The organism is Mesorhizobium sp. M2A.F.Ca.ET.043.02.1.1 (genome assembly GCF_003952405.1).
Taxonomy (GTDB): domain Bacteria; phylum Pseudomonadota; class Alphaproteobacteria; order Rhizobiales; family Rhizobiaceae; genus Mesorhizobium.
Window position 1 is genome coordinate 3,810,437 of record NZ_CP034445.1, and the last position, 20,458, is coordinate 3,830,894.

Annotated in this window: 21 protein-coding genes; 17 read left to right on the forward strand and 4 right to left on the reverse strand. The window is 64.5% G+C overall.

Annotated elements, in window-relative coordinates; all coding sequences use genetic code 11:
• The first annotated feature begins 3 nt into the window (after positions 1–3).
• Positions 4–969: an ABC transporter permease gene (locus EJ068_RS18265; protein ID WP_127252634.1), complete on the forward strand. Its 966-nt coding sequence runs from the start codon at positions 4–6 to the stop codon at positions 967–969.
• 9 nt (positions 970–978) lie between these two features.
• Here the strand turns inward: EJ068_RS18265 and EJ068_RS18270 are convergent, their stop codons facing one another.
• Both EJ068_RS18270 and EJ068_RS18275 read right to left on the reverse strand, forming a co-directional pair.
• Positions 979–1,818, reverse strand: a complete 840-nt coding sequence (locus tag EJ068_RS18270; protein WP_127252635.1) for an amidohydrolase — start codon at positions 1,816–1,818, stop codon at positions 979–981.
• A 65-nt stretch (positions 1,819–1,883) separates the two neighbouring features.
• Positions 1,884–2,672: an IclR family transcriptional regulator gene (locus tag EJ068_RS18275; protein ID WP_082056393.1), complete on the reverse strand. Its 789-nt coding sequence runs from the start codon at positions 2,670–2,672 to the stop codon at positions 1,884–1,886.
• A 167-nt stretch (positions 2,673–2,839) separates the two neighbouring features.
• On the opposite strand from EJ068_RS18275, the gene EJ068_RS18280 reads away from it, so the two are divergent.
• The 11 genes from EJ068_RS18280 to EJ068_RS18330 all read left to right on the forward strand — a co-directional run bounded on the left by EJ068_RS18280 (position 2,840) and on the right by EJ068_RS18330 (position 12,918).
• On the forward strand, positions 2,840–4,156 hold the full coding sequence (locus tag EJ068_RS18280; protein WP_127252636.1) for a sugar ABC transporter substrate-binding protein: 1,317 nt from the start codon (positions 2,840–2,842) through the stop codon (positions 4,154–4,156).
• Positions 4,157–4,275: 119 nt separating this feature from the next.
• Positions 4,276–5,172 (forward strand): sugar ABC transporter permease, encoded by an 897-nt coding sequence (locus EJ068_RS18285; protein ID WP_127252637.1) that lies wholly within the window; start codon positions 4,276–4,278, stop codon positions 5,170–5,172.
• Between the two features lie 2 nt (positions 5,173–5,174).
• On the forward strand, positions 5,175–6,041 hold the full coding sequence (locus EJ068_RS18290) for a carbohydrate ABC transporter permease (protein WP_127252646.1): 867 nt from the start codon (positions 5,175–5,177) through the stop codon (positions 6,039–6,041).
• Positions 6,042–6,046: 5 nt separating this feature from the next.
• A complete protein-coding gene (gene ugpC / locus EJ068_RS18295) occupies positions 6,047–7,144 on the forward strand; it encodes a sn-glycerol-3-phosphate ABC transporter ATP-binding protein UgpC (protein ID WP_127252638.1) in 1,098 nt (365 codons plus the stop codon).
• Between the two features lies 1 nt (position 7,145).
• Complete coding sequence (locus EJ068_RS18300; RefSeq protein WP_127252639.1) at positions 7,146–8,258, forward strand: mandelate racemase/muconate lactonizing enzyme family protein; 1,113 nt, start codon at positions 7,146–7,148, stop codon at positions 8,256–8,258.
• 10 nt (positions 8,259–8,268) lie between these two features.
• Complete coding sequence (locus EJ068_RS18305) at positions 8,269–8,598, forward strand: L-rhamnose mutarotase (protein ID WP_042645142.1); 330 nt, start codon at positions 8,269–8,271, stop codon at positions 8,596–8,598.
• The gene (locus tag EJ068_RS18310) at positions 8,591–9,664 is read left to right on the forward strand and encodes a Gfo/Idh/MocA family oxidoreductase (RefSeq protein ID WP_127252640.1); all 1,074 of its coding nucleotides are present in this window, start codon (positions 8,591–8,593) and stop codon (positions 9,662–9,664) included. The genes EJ068_RS18305 and EJ068_RS18310 overlap by 8 nt, the downstream gene beginning before the upstream one ends.
• An 8-nt stretch (positions 9,665–9,672) precedes the next feature.
• Complete coding sequence (locus EJ068_RS18315) at positions 9,673–10,119, forward strand: MaoC/PaaZ C-terminal domain-containing protein (protein WP_127252641.1); 447 nt, start codon at positions 9,673–9,675, stop codon at positions 10,117–10,119.
• A gap of 16 nt (positions 10,120–10,135) precedes the next feature.
• Entirely contained in the window at positions 10,136–10,867 is a 732-nt protein-coding gene (locus EJ068_RS18320) for an SDR family oxidoreductase (protein WP_127252642.1), read from the forward strand.
• A 47-nt stretch (positions 10,868–10,914) separates the two neighbouring features.
• Positions 10,915–12,192, forward strand: coding sequence for an L-fuconate dehydratase (locus tag EJ068_RS18325; protein WP_127252643.1), 1,278 nt, complete (start codon positions 10,915–10,917; stop codon positions 12,190–12,192).
• Between the two features lie 66 nt (positions 12,193–12,258).
• Positions 12,259–12,918, forward strand: a complete 660-nt coding sequence (locus tag EJ068_RS18330; protein WP_127252644.1) for a DUF2161 family putative PD-(D/E)XK-type phosphodiesterase — start codon at positions 12,259–12,261, stop codon at positions 12,916–12,918.
• Between the two features lie 151 nt (positions 12,919–13,069).
• Here the strand turns inward: EJ068_RS18330 and EJ068_RS18340 are convergent, their stop codons facing one another.
• Positions 13,070–14,059 carry an alpha/beta hydrolase gene (locus EJ068_RS18340; RefSeq protein WP_348527612.1) on the reverse strand — a complete coding sequence of 330 codons (990 nt, stop codon included), beginning with the start codon at positions 14,057–14,059 and terminating at the stop codon, positions 13,070–13,072.
• A 216-nt stretch (positions 14,060–14,275) separates the two neighbouring features.
• On the opposite strand from EJ068_RS18340, the gene EJ068_RS18345 reads away from it, so the two are divergent.
• On the forward strand, positions 14,276–15,322 hold the full coding sequence (locus EJ068_RS18345; RefSeq protein ID WP_127385983.1) for an AraC family transcriptional regulator: 1,047 nt from the start codon (positions 14,276–14,278) through the stop codon (positions 15,320–15,322).
• Here the strand turns inward: EJ068_RS18345 and EJ068_RS18350 are convergent.
• Positions 15,275–16,222: a GlxA family transcriptional regulator gene (locus tag EJ068_RS18350; protein WP_128314574.1), complete on the reverse strand. Its 948-nt coding sequence runs from the start codon at positions 16,220–16,222 to the stop codon at positions 15,275–15,277. The two genes, EJ068_RS18345 and EJ068_RS18350, sit on opposite strands and share 48 nt — an antisense overlap.
• A 99-nt stretch (positions 16,223–16,321) precedes the next feature.
• Between EJ068_RS18350 and EJ068_RS18355 the strand changes: the two genes are divergently transcribed.
• The 4 genes from EJ068_RS18355 to EJ068_RS18370 all read left to right on the forward strand — a co-directional run bounded on the left by EJ068_RS18355 (position 16,322) and on the right by EJ068_RS18370 (position 20,385).
• Positions 16,322–17,029: a DJ-1/PfpI family protein gene (locus tag EJ068_RS18355; protein ID WP_127252355.1), complete on the forward strand. Its 708-nt coding sequence runs from the start codon at positions 16,322–16,324 to the stop codon at positions 17,027–17,029.
• A gap of 120 nt (positions 17,030–17,149) precedes the next feature.
• Positions 17,150–17,881 carry a FadR/GntR family transcriptional regulator gene (locus EJ068_RS18360; RefSeq protein ID WP_127252357.1) on the forward strand — a complete coding sequence of 244 codons (732 nt, stop codon included), beginning with the start codon at positions 17,150–17,152 and terminating at the stop codon, positions 17,879–17,881.
• Complete coding sequence (locus EJ068_RS18365) at positions 17,878–19,080, forward strand: PLP-dependent transferase (protein ID WP_127252359.1); 1,203 nt, start codon at positions 17,878–17,880, stop codon at positions 19,078–19,080. Before EJ068_RS18360 ends, EJ068_RS18365 begins: the two co-directional genes overlap by 4 nt.
• A 27-nt stretch (positions 19,081–19,107) precedes the next feature.
• On the forward strand, positions 19,108–20,385 hold the full coding sequence (locus tag EJ068_RS18370) for a sugar ABC transporter substrate-binding protein (protein WP_127252361.1): 1,278 nt from the start codon (positions 19,108–19,110) through the stop codon (positions 20,383–20,385).
• The last annotated feature ends 73 nt before the right edge of the window (positions 20,386–20,458 follow it).

Here is a 20,458-nt window from a genome sequence, read left to right on the forward strand (position 1 = left end):
GGGATGACAAGCAACTGGTTCCAGTCCACCAACGCCCGCATCGCCGGCGCCTTCGCGATGGCGCTGCTGCTGCAGGTCGTCGGCACGCTGCTCATCCCCGGCTATTCGGCGCCTTTCGCCATCCGCGCGCTGCTGGTCATCGCCTCGCTGCTCGCGGTCGCCTCCGTCGGCCAGACGCTGGTCGTCATCCTCGGCGGCATCGATCTTTCCATTCCCTTCGTCATCGGCTTTGCCAATGTCGTCGCGGCGCAGCTTTACGGCCAGGGCTGGAACTTCGCCCTGGTCTGCGGTCTCGTCGGTGTTCTTGCGATAGCGATCGGCGCGCTGAACGGGCTGATCTCGCGCGGGCTCAACATTCATCCGCTCATCGTCACGCTAGGCATCGGCATGGTTGTCCAGGGCGCAGTGCTGTTGTGGACCGGCGGCTTTCCCTCCGGCTCGGCGCCGGAAGCCGTGTCCAGCTTCGTCTCGATCGGCGGCTCGGTCGGCCCCTTGCCTGTGCCCTTGCTGGTGCCCAGCCTCGTCATGCTGACGGCGCTGATCGTGCTGGTGCTCGCCCGCACGCCCTATGGGCGCCGCCTCTACGCGGTCGGCAGCAACCCTGAGGCGGCACCTCTGGCGCTGATCGACCCGCTGCGCATGTGGATCGTCACCTATGCCGCGAGCGCCTTCTTCGCGGCGGTCGCCGGCGTGCTTTTGCTCGGCTTCACCGGCTCGGCCTATGGCGATGTCGGCCAGCCCTATCTCTTCCAGACGATCGCTGCCGTCGTGGTCGGCGGCGCAGCACTTGTCGGCGGGCGCGGCAGCTATCTCGGCACCATTGCCGGCGTCCTGGTGCTCACTGAAATCAACACGCTGCTGATCGGCCTCGGCTTCCGCCCGTCGACGGTGCAGGCAGCGCTCGGCCTGGTCATCCTGCTTCTGGTCTCGCTCTACGGCCGCGAGCGCCACGTGCGGACGACGATCTGACTCAAGCGATCAGCCAAGCCGCCACAGCCGGCGCGCATTGCCGGACAGCAGGCGGGTCCGCTCCGACTCGCTCGCGCGGGCCAGCAGCGCGTGTGTGGCGGCGATCCAGGTGGTCAGCCCGCCGCCCAGCGTGCAGACCGGCCAGTCGCTGCCCCAGATCACCCGGTCCCAGCCGAACGAGCCTATCGTGTGTTCGACATAGGGCCGGAGCGTATCGACGGTCCAAGTCGCCGGATCGGCATAAGCGACGACGCCGGAGATCTTGGCCGTGACGTTGGGCCGTTTGGCGATCGCTTCCATATGCTCGTGCCACGGATGCTTGGCATTGCCCTTGATGTCGGGCACGCCGCAATGGTCGAGGACGAACTGGACGTCGGGCGCGAGATCGGCAAGCGCCATCGCCTTCGGGATCTGATGCGGCAGCACAACAAGGTCGAAGGTCAGGCCGGTGCCGGCCAGCCGCTTGATGTTCTGGCGAAACAGCGCCCCTTCCGAGACATCGTCGGGCACGACATGCAGCACGCGGCGGAAACCCATGATGAACGGGTCCGCCGTGACCGTCTCCAGATAGGCTTCGAAACCGGCCTCCTCCGGCCGGCAGGCGGCGATCGCTCCGCGAAGCAGGCTCCCGGCCCGGCCGGCGACCGACTTCACGTAAGCGGTTTCGGCTGCGATATCGGCAGGGTCGACATCGACCTCCATATGCAGCACGCCCTCGATGCCGGAACGCAACGCGTCGGTGGCGTATTCCTGATATGAGAAATCGCGGTTCAGCGCCGGCACGCCGGCCAGCCACGGGTAGCGCAGCGCGGCCTGGTCGATGAGGTGCAGATGCGTGTCGATGATCATAGCGGCGTCTCCTCCCTTTGTACCAGACAATATCCCGCCTAAAAATGCATTATTCAAATAAGAAATTACGACGATTGCGGCACATCCGACCCTGCGAGCTGCGACAACCTCGCGGCGGCGTCCTGCAGGTGCCGGATCGTCAGGGTGATGTCCGGCGCCGTAGGGGCGTTGACGAGGGTGATGTAAGGGATGGTCAGCGCCGCGATGGCTCTGCCGTCGGGTCCGAGCACCGGCGTCGAAAGATTGTAGACGCCGGCGGTCTGCAGCGAGGCCATCATCTCGTAGCCACGATCGCGCACCTGATCGAGGCGGGCGAAGAACTCGGGCGTCAGATTGAGCTGCTCGGTGCTCTGCAAATGCTCGGCGATCATCATCTTGCGCTCCTCCGGCGAGCGGAAGGCAAGCAGCACGTGGCCGGAACCGGTGTCGAACAGGCTGATATGCGAGCCGACCCGGATCGAGATACCCCAGTAGCGCGGCGCTTCCTGCTGGGCGATGACCACGGCGGCGCCGCGGTCGAACACCACCAATTGATTAGCCTGCCACGAGGTTTCGGCCAGATCCCGCATGATCGGCGTCGCGTAGGACACCAGCCGCCGCACCGGCGCGTGCAATTGCGCCAGCCCGAAAAGCTTGAGCGTCAGCGAATAGCGGTCGCCGTCGATCTTGGTGACATAGCCGCGCCGTACCAGGCGGTCGAGCATGCGGTAGAACTCGTTCGGGCTGCGGTCGAGCCGCTTGGCGATCTCCGCCTGGGTCAGCCCGCCGTCCACGCTCGCCAGCAGCTCGAGGATGTCCAGCCCCTTGTCCAGCGCCGGCGCGCGGTAGCGGTCCCCGTCTTCTTCGTCGGCCACCTGCCCCTCCAGTGAATTTCGATCTGCATATATGCATGAAGTTCGTTCCGCTGAAAGCACATTCGTCTTGACCCGGCAATGAAAATGCTATTTGCATATGAATGAAGCTTAAGCGATCGGCTGCGCATCCGGCCGGCCGTCGCCGCGAGCTCGTGGGAGGAGAGAACATGACGAGACTGCTTTCAGGCGTTTCCGCCGGCCTGGCCGGCTTGCTGCTGAGCGGCACGGCGTTTTCAGCCGATCTGCCCGGCAAATTTCCGGGCGTGACGATCGACGCGAAGCTGATTGGCGGCCAGCAATATGAGAAGCTCTACGAGCGCATTCCCGAATGGGAGAAGCTGACCGGCGCCAAGGTCAACATCCTGTCGAAGAAGAACCACTTCGACCTCGACAAGGAGATCAAGTCGGACATTGCCTCCAACTCGATCACCTGGTGCGTCGGCTCCAACCACACCTCGTTCGCGCCGCAATATCCGGGCATCTACACCGATCTCGCCAAGCTGCTGCCGAAGGAAGAGATCGACGCCTTCGTGCCAGCCAACATCGCCGCCGGCACGCTGGACGGCAAGCTGGTGATGCTGCCGCGCGCCCAGTTCGACGTCTCGGCGCTCTACTACCAGAAGAGCCTCTACCAGGACGAAGCCAAGAAGAAGGCCTACAAGGACAAATACGGCGAGGAGCTCGCTCCGCCGGACACGTTCGACGAGATGGCGCAGCAGGCCGAATTCTTCGCCAGCCCGCCTGACTTCTACGGCACGCAATATGCCGGCAAGGAAGAGGCGATCAACGGCCGCTTCTACGAGATGGTGGTTGCCGATGGCGGCGAATATCTCGACAAGGACGGCAAGCCCGCCTTCAACTCCGAGGCTGGCGTCAAGGCGCTCGACTGGTTCGTCCACCTCTACAAGGCCAAGGCGGTTCCGGCCGGCACCACCAACTATCTGTGGGACGATCTCGGTCAGGGCTTTGCTTCCGGCACCGTGGCGATCAACCTCGACTGGCCGGGCTGGGCCGGTTTCTTCAACGACCCCAAGTCGTCCAAGGTCGCCGGCAATGTCGGCGTCAAGGTCCAGCCCAAGGGCTCGTCCGGCAAGCGTTCCGGCTGGTCCGGTGCGCATGGCTTCTCGGTGACCGAGAACTGCGCCAACAAGGAAGCCGCCGCCTCGCTGGTCTGGTGGCTGACCAATGAGGACAGCCAGAAGTTGGAGGCCGCGGCCGGCCCGCTGCCCACCCGAACCAAGGTTTGGGAATGGGATCTCGATCAGGCGAAGTCCGATCCGTACAAGACCGAAGTGCTGCAGGCCTTCCAGGAAGCCGCCAAGAACGCTTTCCCGGTGCCGCAGACGCCGGAATGGATCGAGATCTCCAACGCCGTCTATCCCGAGCTGCAGGCCGCCATCCTCGGCGACAAGACGTCGAAGCAGGCGCTCGACGACGCTGCCGCGAAGGCAACGCAAATCCTCCAGGACGCGGGCAAGCTCTAGGCAGCCGCACCCCGCATCGCCTCCCCGCAAACCGGGGAGGCGGCCGCGTAGCCTCGCAAAATACCCCATTCTCGGTTTCGGCCGCGGCTGGATCACATCACCTCGCTGACAGGATCCCGATGAAGGGCTTGAAGCCATCCGCGCCGATTCTCCTGCTGCTGCCGGCCTTCGTCGTGCTGGCGGCGGTGGTGCTCGTGCCGCTGCTTTTGTCGCTCTATTCCAGCTTCACGCCCTTCCGCCTGACCCGGCCCGAGACCTTCTTCGTGCTGGTCGGCTTGCGGAATTATATCTCGATCCTCAGCAATCCGGACTTCTGGTGGGCGTTCGGTCGCACCGTTCTGTTGCTCACCGTCGCGCTCAATCTCGAAATGCTGCTTGGCCTCGGCCTGGCTATGCTGGTCGAGAAGGCGACGCGCGGCCAGCGCATCCTGCGCACGCTGATGATGTTCCCGATGATGTTCTCGCCGATCCTGGTCGGCTTCCAGTTCAAATTCATGTTCAACGACAATATCGGCCTGGTGAATAACGCGCTGCAGTCGCTGGGCATCACCCAAGACGCCATTCCGTGGCTGATCGAAAGCCACCTCGCATTCACCGCCATCACCATTGCCGAAGTCTGGTCGTCGACCTCGATCTTCGCCATCCTGATCCTGGCCGGTCTGCTCGCCATGCCCAAGGAACCGATCGAGGCGGCCCGCGTCGACGGCTGCACGCCCTGGCAGACCTTCCGCTATGTGACCTGGCCTTTCGTCATGCCCTTCGCCTACATCGCCATGACGATCCGTTCGCTCGACGTCGCGCGCGCCTATGACATCGTCAAGATCATGACTGATGGCGGCCCGGCCGGTCGCACCGAGCTGTTGTGGACGCTGGTCGGGCGCACCGCCTACAGCGACGCGCGCATGGGGCTGGCCAACGCCATGGCCTATTTCTCGATCCTGCTGTCGATCGCCTTCACGGTGTATTTCTACAACAAGCTCGCCGCGGCGCGCGCGCAGATCGGCGCGGAGTGGTGATGATGGACGAGAACGCCTCCGCCCGGCTGATCCGCCGCACGCTGACCGTGGCGCATCGTGTCGGCCTGTTCCTGGCCATGCTGCTGATCTGCCTGCCGGGCATCTGGATCGTGCTGTCGTCGCTCAGGCCCACAGTCGAGATCATGGCCAAGCCGCCGGTCTGGATCCCGCAAGAGCTGTCCTTCGACGCCTATGTCGCCATGTTCAGCGGCATCGGCAAAGGCGGCATTCCGGTGCTCGACTATTTCCGCAACTCGCTGATCATCTCGGTCACCTCGACGGTGATCGCGGTCGCCATCGGCATGGCCGGCGGCTACGCCTTCGCGCGCTATCGCTTCCGTGGCAAGTCGGGCATGTTCCTCGGCCTGATGCTGACCCGTACCGTGCCCGGCATCGCCATGTCGCTGCCGCTCTTCTTCGTCTATGCGCGGCTCGGCATCATCGACACGCATTTCGGCATGATCCTCGCCTATGTGGCGCTGAACATCCCCTTCACCATCTGGCTGATCGACGGCTTTTTCCGCCAGGTGCCGAAGGATTTGGCCGAGGCCGCGCAGATCGACGGCTGCACGCGCTGGCAGGCCTTCTGGCAGGTCGAATTCCCGCTGGCGCGTCCCGGCATCGCCTCGGCCGCCATCTTCGCCTTCCTCACCTGCTGGAACGAGTTCGCGCTGGCCTCGCAGCTGACCCGTTCCGTCAACTCCAAGACGCTGCCCGTCGGGCTGCTCGACTACACGGCCGAGTTCACCATCGACTGGCGCGGCATGTGCGCGCTGGCCGTGGTGATGATCATCCCGGCGCTGACCCTCACCTACATCGTCCAGAAACACCTCGTCGGCGGCCTCACCTCCGGCGCGGTGAAAGGTTGAACTTCATGGCAACGGTTTCGCTGAAAAAGCTCACCAAGCGCTACGGCAATATGGAGATCGTGCATGGCATCGATCTCGATATCGCCGACCGCGAATTCATCGCGCTGGTCGGCCCGTCGGGCTGCGGCAAATCGACGACCTTGCGCATGATCGCCGGCCTCGAGGACATCAGCGGCGGCAACATCGACATCGGCGGTCGCGTGGTCAACGACCTGCCGCCGCGCTCGCGCAACATCTCGATGGTGTTCCAGTCCTACGCGCTCTACCCGCATATGACGGTGCGCGAGAATCTCGGCTTCTCGCTGAAGATCGCGGGCGCCGCCAAGGACGACATGGATCGGCGGGTGGCGGAAGCCTCCGCCATCCTCGGCCTCGACGAACTGCTGGAGCGCCGGCCTTCGCAGCTTTCCGGCGGTCAGCGCCAGCGCGTCGCCATGGGCCGCGCCATCGTGCGCGATCCCGACGTCTTCCTGTTCGACGAGCCGCTCTCCAACCTCGACGCCAAGCTGCGCACGCAGATGCGCACCGAGATCAAGAAGCTGCATGCCAAGGTGAAGTCGACGGTCATCTATGTCACCCACGACCAGGTCGAGGCGATGACGCTTGCCGACCGCATCGTCATCATGCGCTCCGGCCAAATCGAGCAGGTCGGCACGCCGGACGAGGTGTTCAGCCGTCCTGCCACCCGTTTCGTCGCCGGTTTCATCGGCTCGCCGCCGATGAATTTGCACGAGGCGACCGTCAGCGACGGCAGATTGGTTTTCAGCCGCGGCGACAGCCTGCCGCTGCCTGGCCAGTTCAAGTCGAAGACGGCGGCCGGCGACAAGGTCGTGTTCGGCATCCGCCCGGATGATTTCTACCCGACCGGCCACGGCCTGAGCTCGGGCGGCGAAACGGAAGTCCACCGCGTCGAGCTGCCGGTCAGCATCACCGAGCCGCTCGGCAATGAAACTTTGGTCTTCGCCGAGTTCAACGGCGCCGACTGGGTCTCGCGCATGCTCAATCCCAGGCCGCTGAAAGCCGGCGACAGGATCGGCATGAGCTTCGATCTGAGCCGCGCGCATCTGTTCTCCGCCGAAACCGGCAAGTCGCTGAGGAACTGACATGGCGAAAATCGAGAAGATCGAACTGCGCATGGTCGACCTCGTGCCGAAGGTCAAGCGCACGGACGCCATCCAGAGTTTCGTCAGCCAGGAAACGCCGATCGTAACCATCACCGATTCCGACGGCGCGACGGGCACCGGCTACAGCTACACGATCGGCACCGGCGGCTCGTCGGTGATGCGGCTTCTCGCCGACCATCTCGCGCCGCGCCTGATCGGCCGCGACGCCGACCAGATCGAGGCGATCTGGCACGATCTCGAATTCGCCACCCACGCCACCACCATCGGCGCCATCACCGCGATCGCGCTCGCCGCGATCGACACGGCGCTGTGGGATCTGCGGGCGAGAAAACAGAACCTGCCGCTCTGGAAGCTCGCCGGCGGCGCCAAGGACCGCTGTCCGCTCTACACGACAGAAGGCGGCTGGCTGCATATCGAGACGCAGGCTTTGGTCAACGATGCGCTGGAAGCGAAGGCCAAGGGCTTCACCGGCTCGAAGGTCAAGATCGGCAAGCCGCATGGCTCGGAGGATTTTTCGCGGCTGTCGGCCGTGCGCAAGGCCGTCGGCGACGGCTATGAGATCATGACCGACTGCAACCAGGGCTTTTCCGTCGACGAGGCGATCCGCCGCGCCGAGCGGCTGCGCGATCTCGACCTCGCCTGGATCGAGGAGCCGCTGCCGGCCGACGACATAGACGGCCATGTGCGGCTGTCGAATTCGACGGCGACGCCGATCGCCGTCGGCGAGTCGCTCTATTCGATCAGGCACTTCCGCGAGTACATGCAGAAAGGCGGCGCCAGCATCGTCCAGGTCGATGTCGGCCGCATCGGCGGCATCACGCCCTGGCTGAAAGTCGCCCATGCCGCGGAGGCCTTCGACATGCCGGTCTGCCCGCATTTCCTGATGGAATTGCATGTCAGCCTGGTCTGCGCCATCCAGAACGGCAAATATGTCGAGTATATTCCGCAGCTCGATGAGTTGACGGGCGCCAAGATGCGCATCGAGGATGGCCATGCTCTGGCGCCCAGCGAGCCCGGCATCGGCATCGACTGGGACTGGGACGCGGTCAAGGCAAGAAGCATCGCCGAATTCACCACGGCGATCGTGAAATAGGGAGGCGGTTATGCAGCGCATGGGCATGGTGCTTGGATTGAAATCCGAGAAGGTCGAGGAATATGTCCGCCTTCACGCCGCCGTCTGGCCGGACGTGCTGACCATGATCTCGGCCTGCAACATCAAGAACTATTCGATCTACCTGAAGCGGCCTGAGAACCTGCTGTTCTCCTATTTCGAATATCACGGCACCGACTACGCCGCCGACATGGCCAAGATGGCGGCCGACCCGAAGACGCAGGAATGGTGGTCGGTATGCATGCCCTGCCAGGAGCCGCTCGAAACCCGAAAGGAAGGCGAGTGGTGGGCGTCGATGGACGAGGTCTTCCATCATGACTGAGGCCTTCGATCCGGCATCGCTGTCGCAGTCCTGGCCGAAGCCGTCGAAGCCGCGCCCGATCGTCACCTTCGGCGCCGGCTCGATCGTCGGCGATGCGCATTTTCCGGCCTACCGCAAGGGCGGCTTCCCGATTTCCGGCCTCTACGATCCGGACCAGGCGAAGGCGCAGAAGCTCGCCGAGACATGGGGCGTGACGGCGTTCCGTTCGGTCGAGGAAGCAGCGGCGGTAAAGGACGCGATCTTCGACCTCGCCACCCCGCCCGGCCGCCACGCCGATGTGCTGAAAGCGCTGCCGGATGGCGCCGTCGCGCTGATCCAGAAGCCGATGGGCAATTATCTCGGCGAGGCGACGGAAATCCTTGAAATCTGCCGCGCCAAGCGACTGAAGGCCGCGGTCAACTTCCAGCTTCGCTTCGCGCCGATGATGCTGGCGCTGAAGGACGCTGTCGCCAAGGGCTGGCTGGGCGAGGTCGTCGATTTCGATGCGCTGCTCGCGCTCGATACGCCGTGGCAGCTTTGGGAGTTCCTGCTCAAGGCGCCACGCGTCGAGATCGCCATGCATTCGATCCATTATCTCGACCTGATCCGCCAGCTTCTCGGCGACCCGCTGGGCGTGCACGCCAAGACGCTCGGCCATCCCAACCACAAGGTCGCGCAGACCCGCACCAGCGCCATTCTCGACTACGGCGACACGGTGCGCTGCGCGCTCTCGATCAACCACGACCACAAATTCGGCCGCCGCCACCAGGCCTGCGAGTTTCGCATCTGCGGCACCGAGGGCGCGGCCTATGTCAAGCTCGGCCTCAATCTCGATTACCCGCGCGGCGAGCCGGACATTCTGGAAATCCATCCGAAAGGCGGGTCGGAGTGGGTCACCGTGTCGCTCGCCGGCGAATGGTTTCCCGATGCCTTTGTCGGCCGCATGGCCAATGTCCAGCGCTTCGCCTCCGGCGAAGATGCTGAGCTGGTGAGTTCTGTCGAGGACGCCTGGCACACCATGGCGCTGGTCGAGGCCGCCTATAAATCGAGCGCCGCGCCGGCGACGCCGCTGGCCGCGAAGCCATAAGGCCGGACATGGAACAGACCACCTATTTCGAGGATTACGAGATCGGCGCGTCGCGCCTCACCAGCGGCCGCACGATCACCGAGACCGATTTCGTCGTCCATGCCGGGCACACCGGCGATTTCTTCCCGCACCACATGGACGCCGAGTTCATGAAGACGACGCCCTTCGGCCAGCGCATCGCGCATGGCACGCTGGTCTTCTCGGTCGGCGTCGGCCTGACGGCGAGCGTCATCAATCCGGTCGCCTTCTCCTATGGTTACGACCGGCTGCGTTTCATCAAGCCGGTCTTCATCGGCGACACGATCCGCACGCGCACCACCATCGCGGCCAAGGAAGATGACCCGAAACGGCCGAATGCCGGACGCGTCATCGAACGCGTCGAGGTTTTGAACCAGCGCGACGAGGTCGTGCTGGCCGCGGACCACATCTACATCGTCGAGCGACGGCCCGGCTGAAGGACGGAGATAAAGAATGGCTGACATCACAGGCAAGGTCGTGGTCGTCACGGCGGCCGCGCAAGGCATCGGACGGGCAAGTGCGCTGGCCTTCGCGAAAGCGGGCGCCATCGTCCATGCCACCGACATCAATGAGGCGGCCCTGGCTGAGCTCGCCAACACGCCCGGCATTGCGACGCGAAAGCTCGATGTGCTGAACGACGAGGCGGTGAAGGCCGCCTTTGCCGAGATCGGCCGCGTCGACGTGCTGTTCAACTGCGCCGGCTTCGTCCATGCCGGCTCGATCCTGGAGATGAAGGACGAGGATCTCGACTTCGCCTTCAACCTCAATGTGCGCGCCATGATCCGCACCATCCGCGCCGTGCTGCCCGGCATGCTGGAGCGCGGCGACGGCGCGATCATCAACATGGCGTCCGTCGCCGGCGCCCCGAAAGGGGTGCCGAACCGTTTTGCTTACGGCGTGACCAAGGCAGCCGTTATCGGCCTGACCAAGTCCATCGCAGCCGATTATGTTGCCAAAGGTATACGCTGCAATGCCATCTGCCCGGGCACGGTCGAGAGCCCTTCGCTTCAGGGCCGCATGCAGGCGCAAGGCGACTATGAGGCGGCGCGCGCGGCCTTCATCGCCCGCCAGCCGATGGGCAGGATCGGCACGCCGGAAGAGATCGCCGATCTCGCCGTCTATCTGGCCGGCGCGACCTACACGACCGGGCAGGCCTACAACATCGACGGCGGCTGGTCGATCTGAGGCCGCTCCGGCGATCGAATGACGAGGCGGGCCAGCACGAGGCAGCAATGACGAAAATCACGGACCTCAGAACCTTCGACCTCCGCTTCCCGACATCGCAAAGCCTCGACGGCTCCGACGCGATGAACCCGGATCCGGATTATTCGGCCGCCTATGTCATCCTCGACACCGACGTCCCGTCGCTGAAAGGTCATGGCCTCACCTTCACCATCGGCCGTGGCAACGAGATCTGCTGCGCGGCGATCGAGGCGCTGCGCCATCTCGTCGTCGGTCTCGATCTCGACTGGGTGAAGCAGGATCCCGGCCGCTTCTGGCATCACGTGACCGGCGACAGCCAGTTGCGCTGGATCGGGCCGGACAAGGGCGCCATGCATCTCGCAGTCGGCGCGGTGGTCAACGCGGTGTGGGATCTCTGGGCCAAGGAAGCCGGCAAGCCGGTCTGGCGCCTGGTCGCCGAGATGAGCCCGGAAGAGATCGTCAGGACCATCGACTTCCGCTATCTCACCGACGCCATCACGCCGGCCGAGGCGCTCGAGATTTTGAAGAAGGCCGAAGCCGGCAAGGTCGAGCGCATCGCCGCGCTCGAGCGCGAGGGCTATGCCTGCTACACCACCTCGGCCGGCTGGCTCGGCTATCCCGACGACAAGCTCAGGCGCCTCTGCCAGGAAGCGGTCGACGATGGCTTCAACCACATCAAGCTGAAGGTCGGCCGCGACCGCGCCGACGACATCCACCGTCTCAGGATCGCCCGCGAGGTCATCGGTCCAGACCGTTATTTGATGATCGACGCCAACCAGGTCTGGGAGGTCGACCAGGCGATCGACTGGCTGAAGGACCTCGCGTTCGCCAAGCCCTTCTTCATCGAGGAGCCGACCAGTCCCGACGACGTCGGCGGCCACGCCAAGATCCGCAAGGCCGTGGCGCCGATCAAGGTCGCGACCGGCGAGATGTGCCAGAACCGCATCATGTTCAAGCAGTTCATCGCCGGCGGCGCAATCGACGTGGTGCAGATCGATTCCTGTCGCATGGGCGGGCTGAACGAAGTGCTGGCGGTGCTGCTGATCGCCGCCAAGTTCGGCCTGCCGGTCTGGCCGCATGCCGGCGGCGTCGGCTTGTGCGAATATGTCCAGCATCTGTCGATGATCGACTATGTCGCCGTGTCAGGTACTAAGGATGGGCGGGTGATCGAATATGTCGACCACCTGCACGAGCATTTCATCGAACCCTGCGTCATCCGCGACGCCGCCTATATGCCGCCCCAGGCGCCCGGTTTCTCGGTCGAGATGAAGGCGCAGTCGATCGAGGACTACCTGCACCGCGCCTGACATCGGTGCCCGTGACCGCAATGGTGCCGCTGGGCCGACCAGCCGCGAATCGGTTATGCCTCTCTCATGCAGGAAACCTCCCTCTACGAGCCGGTGAAGCGGTTCCTCGAGAGCATGGATTTCGCCGTCAAGGGCGAGGTTGGCGGCTGCGACGTGGTCGGCGTGCGCGCCGGCGAGCCGCCGGTCGTCGTCATCTGCGAGCTCAAGCTGCAATTCAACCTCGAGCTCGTCCTGCAAGCCGTCGACCGCGCGGCGGCCTGCGACGAAGTGTGGCTCGCCGCCTTGATGTCGGCGCGCGGCAAGGGCCGGGAGCACGACCGGCGCTTCCGCGCGCTTTGTCGTCGCCTCGGCTTCGGCCTCCTTGGCGTCAGCGCCAGGGGCGAGGTGGAGTTGATCCTCAGTCCCGCCGCCCTGCCGCCGCGACGCGATCCACGGCGGCGCTCGCGCTTGGTCGAGGAGCATCATCGCCGCAAGGGCGACCCATCCATGGGCGGCAGCACGCGCAAGAAGCCGATCATGACCGCCTACCGGCAGGAGGCGCTCGCCTGCGCCGCCGCCATGGTCGACGGTCCGAAGCGGCCGCGCGACCTGAAGACGCTTTCGCCACGCGCCGCAAGCATCCTGCAGCACAATTACTATGGCTGGTTCGCCCGCGCCGAGCGCGGCATCTACGCGCTTACCGAAGCCGGCCTCGCAGCGATTGGGCCGCTGCCGGCGGCGCTATAATGCATGTCGCCCAGAAGTGTGAGCGGTTCTGGGACAACGACATGCATCAAAACAAAGACTTAAAGCGCGTCGCCTGAATCCGGTTCAGCGCGACGCGCTTTAGGCCATCGCGCCGAATGGCCGTGGAAGTCTTTTACGCGACAGGCCGAGGTCACATAGGACCCTGCAGGCTGCGCTCCAGGTCGCTCCGGATCAGACCGACCAGCTCGGCATGGAGGTCGGCGCGCGAGCGGCTGCCGCCGTCGGCGCAGATCGGATCGACCTCGCCCGTTTCCCTCAGCAGCTCGGCGCCGCCCGGCTTGCATTCCTGCAAGAAGCTGAAATGGATGGCGCCTTTGACGGAGGCATATGTGCCGCGCGGCGCGATCGCAGCCAGTTTGTCGGCAACGACGCCCAGCGGAATCGTGTCGGTGCCGCCGAGATTGATGAAATCCATCGGGATCGCGATCGCCTTCAGGCTGGCGGTGTCATAGGCCGGCGCAAGGCCGGGATCGACCAGCACGGCCGCTTTGACGCGGCGGTCGAGGTTTGACTGCTCGAAACGCGCCTTGTCGATCGTCCTGAGGTCGAGCTTGTCGACATGCACGACCGCGTCGTCACGGTAGCCGATGCCGCCCGCATACCAGGCGCAGTCACATTTCTTGTACTCGTCGCAATAATGGGCATAAGCGTCGAGGCTGGCGCGGGCGCCGGCAATCTCCATCGCCGCGGCGCCGCCGAGCGAGAAGCCGAGCACGCCGATCCTGTCGCCGTCGACGGCGTTGCCCCATGTCGGGTCGGTCGTCATCGCGTCGATCACGGCCGAGAGGTCCCGCGTGCGCTCCCACAATTTCGGCGTGTCGGCTGGCGTCGAGTCGCCGCTGGTCGTGCCGGGATGATTGGGCCCGGCGACGACGAAACCTGCCTTTGCGAGTTCCGTCGCCAGCCAGGCCATGCCTTGCACGCGCCCGCCCGACCCATGCGACAGCACGACCAGGGGAAAGCGCCCCTTGAGCGGTGGCGCATTCTTGAAGGCCGGCACGCCCTTGAAGGCCCTGTTGTCGCCAAGCACGATGGCTTCGCCGCCCGCCTCGGCCGGATACCAGACAAAGACCTGGAAATCACGGCCGCGATCCGGCGCCGCGACGGAGATTTCGCGCATGCCGACCTCCGCGGCGTGGCTTGTAGCGGTGAAAGCGACTGTGAGTATTGCTGCGGACAGGATGCGGGAGAATGTCATGAGCACCTCGCTCGGTTGGAGAGACCGGCGATGATCTGCTGATGACATCCCGAAGTTGCGACCTCGATCGCGATCGAGGTCGTTCTCAATCGTGATCCGGGCCATTATCAATGCACCCGACTGCTTTTGAGACTGCCCGTGATTTTCGTTCCGCTTCCCTTCGTCGTCGCCCTGTTGCTGCTGGTCCTGCTTATCCGGATGCTGCATGCTGAGCAGCCGAGCCGGCCGTTTCTCGCCCTGATCGGCCTTTGCATCCTGCAGTCGGTGCTTCTCGGTCTGCGCTGGGGCTATGGCATGACAGCGCTGCGCTACGTGCTGCCGGTGGTTGCGAGCGGCCTTCCGCCCATCGTGTTTGCCGGGTTTCGCAGTCTGATCCACCGCAGCGCCGCCGACGCTGACAGCGTCCGCTGGCTTCATGCCGCCCCGCCTGTCCTGATGCTTGCCCTGGTGCTGTTCGCGCCGGCGCTGATCGACGCCGCCATGATCGTGATCTTCGTCGGTTATGCCTTGGCCGTGCTCGATCTGGGCCGCGCCGGTCCCGATGCGCTGGACGAGGCGCGGCTTGATGGCGCCGTCGCTGCGCACCGTGCGCTCGTCATCGCCGCCCTGGCGCTTTGTGTCTCTGCCTTCTTCGATCTCGCCATATTGATGGATTTTGAATGGAGCAGAGGCGAGAACGCGGCCTTCATCGTCAGCAATGCGAACTTTCTTGGCCTTTTTCTCATCGGGCTGACTGCCATCGCCGCTGCGCGCGCGCAGCCTCAATCCGATGCCGCCGAGGAGCTCGAAACACCATCGACAGCGGCGCAGGATCGTGAGGTTCTCGACAGGATACGCACCCTCCTGGCCGACCGGAAACTGGCGCGCGATGAAAATCTCACCTTGTCGCGGCTGGCCCGCCGCGCCGGCGTGCCCGCCCGCCAGATATCGGGCGCGGTCAATCGGCTGGCCGGCAAGAACGTCTCTCAGTTCATCAATGATTTCCGCATTGCTGAAGCTTGCAGGCTGCTCAGCGAAACCGACATGTCGGTGACTGCGGCGATGCTCGAATCCGGCTTCCAGACCAAATCGAACTTCAACCGCGAGTTCCGGCGCGTTACCTCGCTCAGCCCGGCTTCATGGCGCGAGCGGTCGCGATCAGAAGCGCTCGCGGTAGTCGCGCGGGTTGGTGCCAAGGACACGTAGGAAGCCGCGCCGCATCGTTTCTTCCGAGCCGAAGCCGCAACGCCGCGCCGTCTGGCCGACCGTTTGTCCCCGCTCCAGCATCCGCCGCGCCGCTTCGATCCGGATCTCCTCGACGGCGCGGGCGGGTGTGCGGCCGGTCGCCTCCTGATAGCGCCGCGAGAAACTGCGCCGGCTCATATTGGCGCGGTCGGCCAATTGCTCCAGCGAGAGATCGGCGCTGAGATTGTCGAGGATCCAGCCATGCAGCCGGTCGAAGCGCCCGTCGCCTTGCTGCAGCTTTAAGGTCTGGCTGAACTGCGCCTGGCCGCCGGGACGCTTGAGGAAGACGACCAGCTCGCGCGCCACCGCCAGCGCCATGCGCCGGCCAAGATCGGCCTCGACGAAGGACAGTGCGAGGTCGATGCCGGCCGTCACGCCGGCCGAGGTCCAGACATTGCCGTCGCGAATGAAGATCGGGTCGGGATCGAGCCGAACCGCCGGAAAGCGTCGGGCGAACTCCGCGCAGCGAGCCCAATGGGTCACCGCACGCCGGCCGTCGAGCAGGCCAGCCTCGGCCAGCAGCATGGCGCCGCTGCAGACGGAGGCGGTTCGCGTCGCATCGCGCGAGCGGCCGATGATCCACTGGACCAGCTCGGCATCCTCGCAGGCCGCGTTGACGCCCCAGCCGCCGGGCACGATCACCGTGTCGATTGTGGTTCCGTGCGCCGGCAACGCCGCTGCCTCAACCACCAGACCGGACGATGTCCTGATCCGTGGCGAAGCGGCGACGACCACGACGTCATAGGCCGGCGCTTCGCCGGCCTGCGTCCTGAAGTCGTTGGCGCTGGCGAAAACCTGAAGCGGTCCGCTGACATCGAGGAGCTGGATGTCGGGATAGGCGAGGATTTCGATGCGGCGCATGGCTGGCCTGAAACGAGGGATGATTGGCGATCGGGCCAAAGCATGATGCCGTAGATTGCCCGAAGTCAACCTGCCCCAAGTCAAACTGTGGAGATTTCCATGAGCCTTCGTTTCGGCATTCTCGTCTTCCCCAACGTCCAGCAACTCGACCTCACTGGGCCTTATGAGGTCATGGCGACCGTCAAGGGCGCCGAGGTGGAACTGATCTGGAAGGATCGCAATCCGGTGACGTCCTCGACGCGTCTTTCACTTACGCCGACTGCTACCTTCGACGATTGTCCGCCGCTCGACGTGCTGTGCATTCCAGGTGGCGGCGGCCTCAACGCGCTGCTCGAGGATAAGGCGGTTCTGGATTTCGTCTGGGAGCGCGCGGCTGAGGCGCGCTACATCACCTCGGTATGCAGCGGCGCCCTGGTGCTTGGCGCAGCCGGGCTGCTCAGGGGCAAACGCGCCACCACGCACTGGTATGCGCATGATTTCCTGGAAGAATTCGGCGCGATCCCGGTCGATGCGCGGATCGTCGAGGACGGCAAGCTGATCACCGCCGGCGGCGTCACCTCAGGCATCGATTTCGGCCTGGCACTGGTCGCAAGGTTGCTTGGCCAAGCCGAAGCCGAGATCGTGCAGCTCTCGCTCGAATACGCGCCGGTACCACCCTTCCGCTCCGGCACGCCGGCCGAGGCCTCACCGGCTGTCCTGGCGGAGGCGAAAGCGCGGCTTTCGGGTTCGAGGCGGGTCCGCGAGGAGATGTTCGCTCGTTGGCGCCGGGAGCGCGCGGCTGCCGCGTCTGCGCGGATCCGCGCCTAATACCTCAGGGCCGAATGGCGAAATCCGCGTCGTCGGCCCGGCGTAATTTCGACCGTTGACTCATCTTTCGGTCTGTGCAGAAATTGGTTGGACCATTGAACCACTTTAGGCGCAGCCGGCTTGACCGATCTTTTGCCCCCGATCCAGACGACGGCCCGCGATGACGCGGTGCTGAAGGCGTTGGCGGGGTTCGTGCGGCAGGAGGCTCTGGGCCCGGGCGAAAAACTGCCGACCGAGCGCATCCTCGCCGAACGCCTCAAGGTGAGCCGCAACACGGTGCGCGAGGCGCTGACGCGCTGGGAAGGGCTGGGCCTTGTCGAACGGCGGCAGGGCTCGGGCACCTATCTCAAGGCCGCCGTCTCGCCCGACATGCTGCACATGCCGCTGACGCTCGCCGGCGGCAATGATTTCGCCGGGCTGATGGCGACGCTGGAAATCCGCCGAGCGCTGGAGGCGGAGGCGGCCGCCCTTTGCGCCATTCGTGCCCGCAAGGCCGAGCTCGCCGAGATCGAGCGCAAGCTCGACCTCATGGAGGAGGCGTTCCAGACTCGCGCCGGCATGTCCTCGGACGAGGATTGGGAGTTCCACCAGTCGGTCTTCCGTGCCTCCGGCAATCCGCTCTTCGAGCAGATCATCGCCGCCATGTACGAGATGTTCCACCGCTTCTGGGAACATCCGCTCGGCGTGCGCGATTTCGGCCATGCCAGCTTTCCCTATCACCGCACCATTTTCGAGCGCATCGCCGCGCATGACCCCGACGGTGCCCGCGCCGAGGCGCTGAAGCTCATCGCCACCGTCGAGGACGATCTGAAGCGCGGCGCCGCCAACCTCAAACTTTCGGACCGCAGATGAACGAGCAGCCCAACACTTTCGACCCGGCCTCCCTGGCCAGCGACTATCTCGGCGAGGCGGCGACGCTGCTTGCGCATGATGATCCGTTCCCCGGCGGCGCGGTGGTGCCGCCGATCTACCAGACCTCGCTCTTCACCTTCGCCAGCTACGCAGACATGGCCGACACTTTTGCTGGCAGAAGAAAGCAGCCGATCTATTCGCGCGGCGACAATCCGACGGTGATGGAGTTCGAGGCGCGTGTCGCGGCGCTCGAAGGCGCCGAAGCCGCGCGCGGTTTCTCCAGCGGCATGGCGGCCATCAGCGCCACGGTGCTCGCCTTCGTCGGCGCCGGAGAGCGCTTGGTCGCCGTGCGCAACTGCTACGGCGATGCCTACCGGCTGTTCGAACGCCTGTTTCCGCGTTTGAACATCAAGGTCGACTATGTCGACGGCTCGGATCCCGACGCGGTTGCGGCCGCGCTTCCCGGCGCCAAGCTGCTCTATCTCGAAAGCCCGACCTCGATGATGTTCGAGCTGCAGGATCTCGAGCATCTGACGCGGCTGGCGAAGGAGCAGGGCATTGTCACTACGATAGACAATTCCTGGGCGACGCCCGTCTTCCAGAAGCCGATCTCTCATGGCGTCGACCTGGTGCTGCATTCGGCCTCGAAATATCTGAGCGGCCACAGCGACACCGTCGCCGGCGTGGTGGCGGGCTCGGCCGCCCACATCAAGCACATCAACGAGCAGACCTATTCGCAGCTTGGCGGCAAGCTGTCGCCCTTCGAAGGCTGGCTCTTGCTGCGCGGCCTGCGCACGCTGCCGCTTCGCCTTCCGCATCACATGAAGAGTGGGCTCATCCTCGCCGAGCGGCTGAAGGCGCATGGCAAGGTCGAGCGCGTCAACCACCCCGCCTATTCCAACCATCCCGGCAAGAAGACCTTAGCCGGCTATGCCGGCCTGTTCTCCTTCGAGGCCACCGAGGATGTCGACATCCCGGCCTTCGTCGATGCGCTGAAATATTTCCGCATCGGCGTCAGCTGGGGCGGCCACGAAAGCCTGGTCGTGCCGGCAAAGGCCTCGCTCGAGCAGACGCCGGGCATCAATTCGATGGCGCGCTTCGGCGTCAGCCCCCGAACCATCCGCTTCAATGTCGGATTGGAAAATGTCGAAGACCTCTGGGCCGACATTGCCCAGGCCTTCGACAAGTCAAAAAAATAACGAGTGTTCAAAATGGGAGTCCTGAACATGAAAAGACTGACCTTCATGCTTGCCGCCGTCGCCGGCCTGGCGATCTCCGCCAGCGGCGCGCTGGCCGACACCACCATCAAGCTGGTCGAGGTCATCACCAGCCCGCCGCGCACCGAATTTCTGAAGAAGCAGATCGCCGAATTCGAGAGCGCCAATCCAGGCATCAAGGTGGAGGTGGTCTCGCTGCCCTGGGGCCAGGCCTTCGAAAAATTCCTCACCATGGTGCAGGCCGGCGACACGCCCGACGTCGTCGAGATGCCGGAACGCTGGATGGGCCTCTACGCCAACAACGGCCAGCTCGAGGATCTCGGCCCCTATATGGCCAAGTGGGACGACGCCAAGACGCTGGGTGACCGCGCCAAGCAGTTCGGCTCGACCGTCAACAACACCCAGTTCATGATCCCCTACGGCTATTATGTGAACGCGCTGTTCTGGAACAAGAAGCTGTTCAAGGAAGCCGGCCTCGATCGTCCGCCGGCAACGCTGGACGAGTTCGTCGACTTCTCCAAGAAGATCTCGGCCATCCCCGGCAAATATGGCTACTGCCTGCGCGGCGGCCCCGGCGCCTTCAACGGCATGCACATGTTCATGAACATCGCCGACGGCAAGGGTGGCTATTTCACCGAGGACGGTGTCTCGACCATCAATGATGAAGGCTCGGTGAAAGGCCTGCAGATGCTGGCCGACATGTACAAGAACGGCCTGGCGCCGAAGGATGCCGTGAGCTGGGGCTTCAACGAAACGGTGACAGGCTTCTATTCCGGCACCTGCGCCATGCTCAACCAGGATCCCGACGCGCTGCTCGGCATCGCCGACAAGATGAGCGCCGACGACTTCGCGGTGGCGCCGCTTCCCGTAGGCCCGAGCGGCAAATCCTATCCGACGCTTGGCTATGCCGGCTGGGCGATGTTCGCCAACTCGCAGCACAAGGACGAGGCCTGGAAGCTGATGGCGACGCTTCTGTCGTCCAAGGACAATCTGGAATGGGCCAAGGAAGTCGGCGTTGTGCCGATCCACAATGGCGCCGACCAGGACGCGCATTTCAAGACCGAGCAGTTCAAGGGCTGGTTCACCGAGCTCAGCGACAGCTCCAAATATGAAATGGTGACGCCGCCGACGCATCTGGAAAATCTCGGCAACTTCGTCGACCAGGTGGCGATCAAGAACTTCCAGGAAGTTCTGCTCGGCCAGAAACCGGCCAAGGACGTGGCCGACGAGTGGGCCAAGTTCCTGACCAAGGAGCAGCAGGACTGGCTGGCCAAGAACAAGAAGTAAGCTCAGGTTCTTCCTTCTCCCCGTTTCACGGGGAGAAGGTGGCCCGGTAGGGCCGGATGAGGGGCAGCGCCAG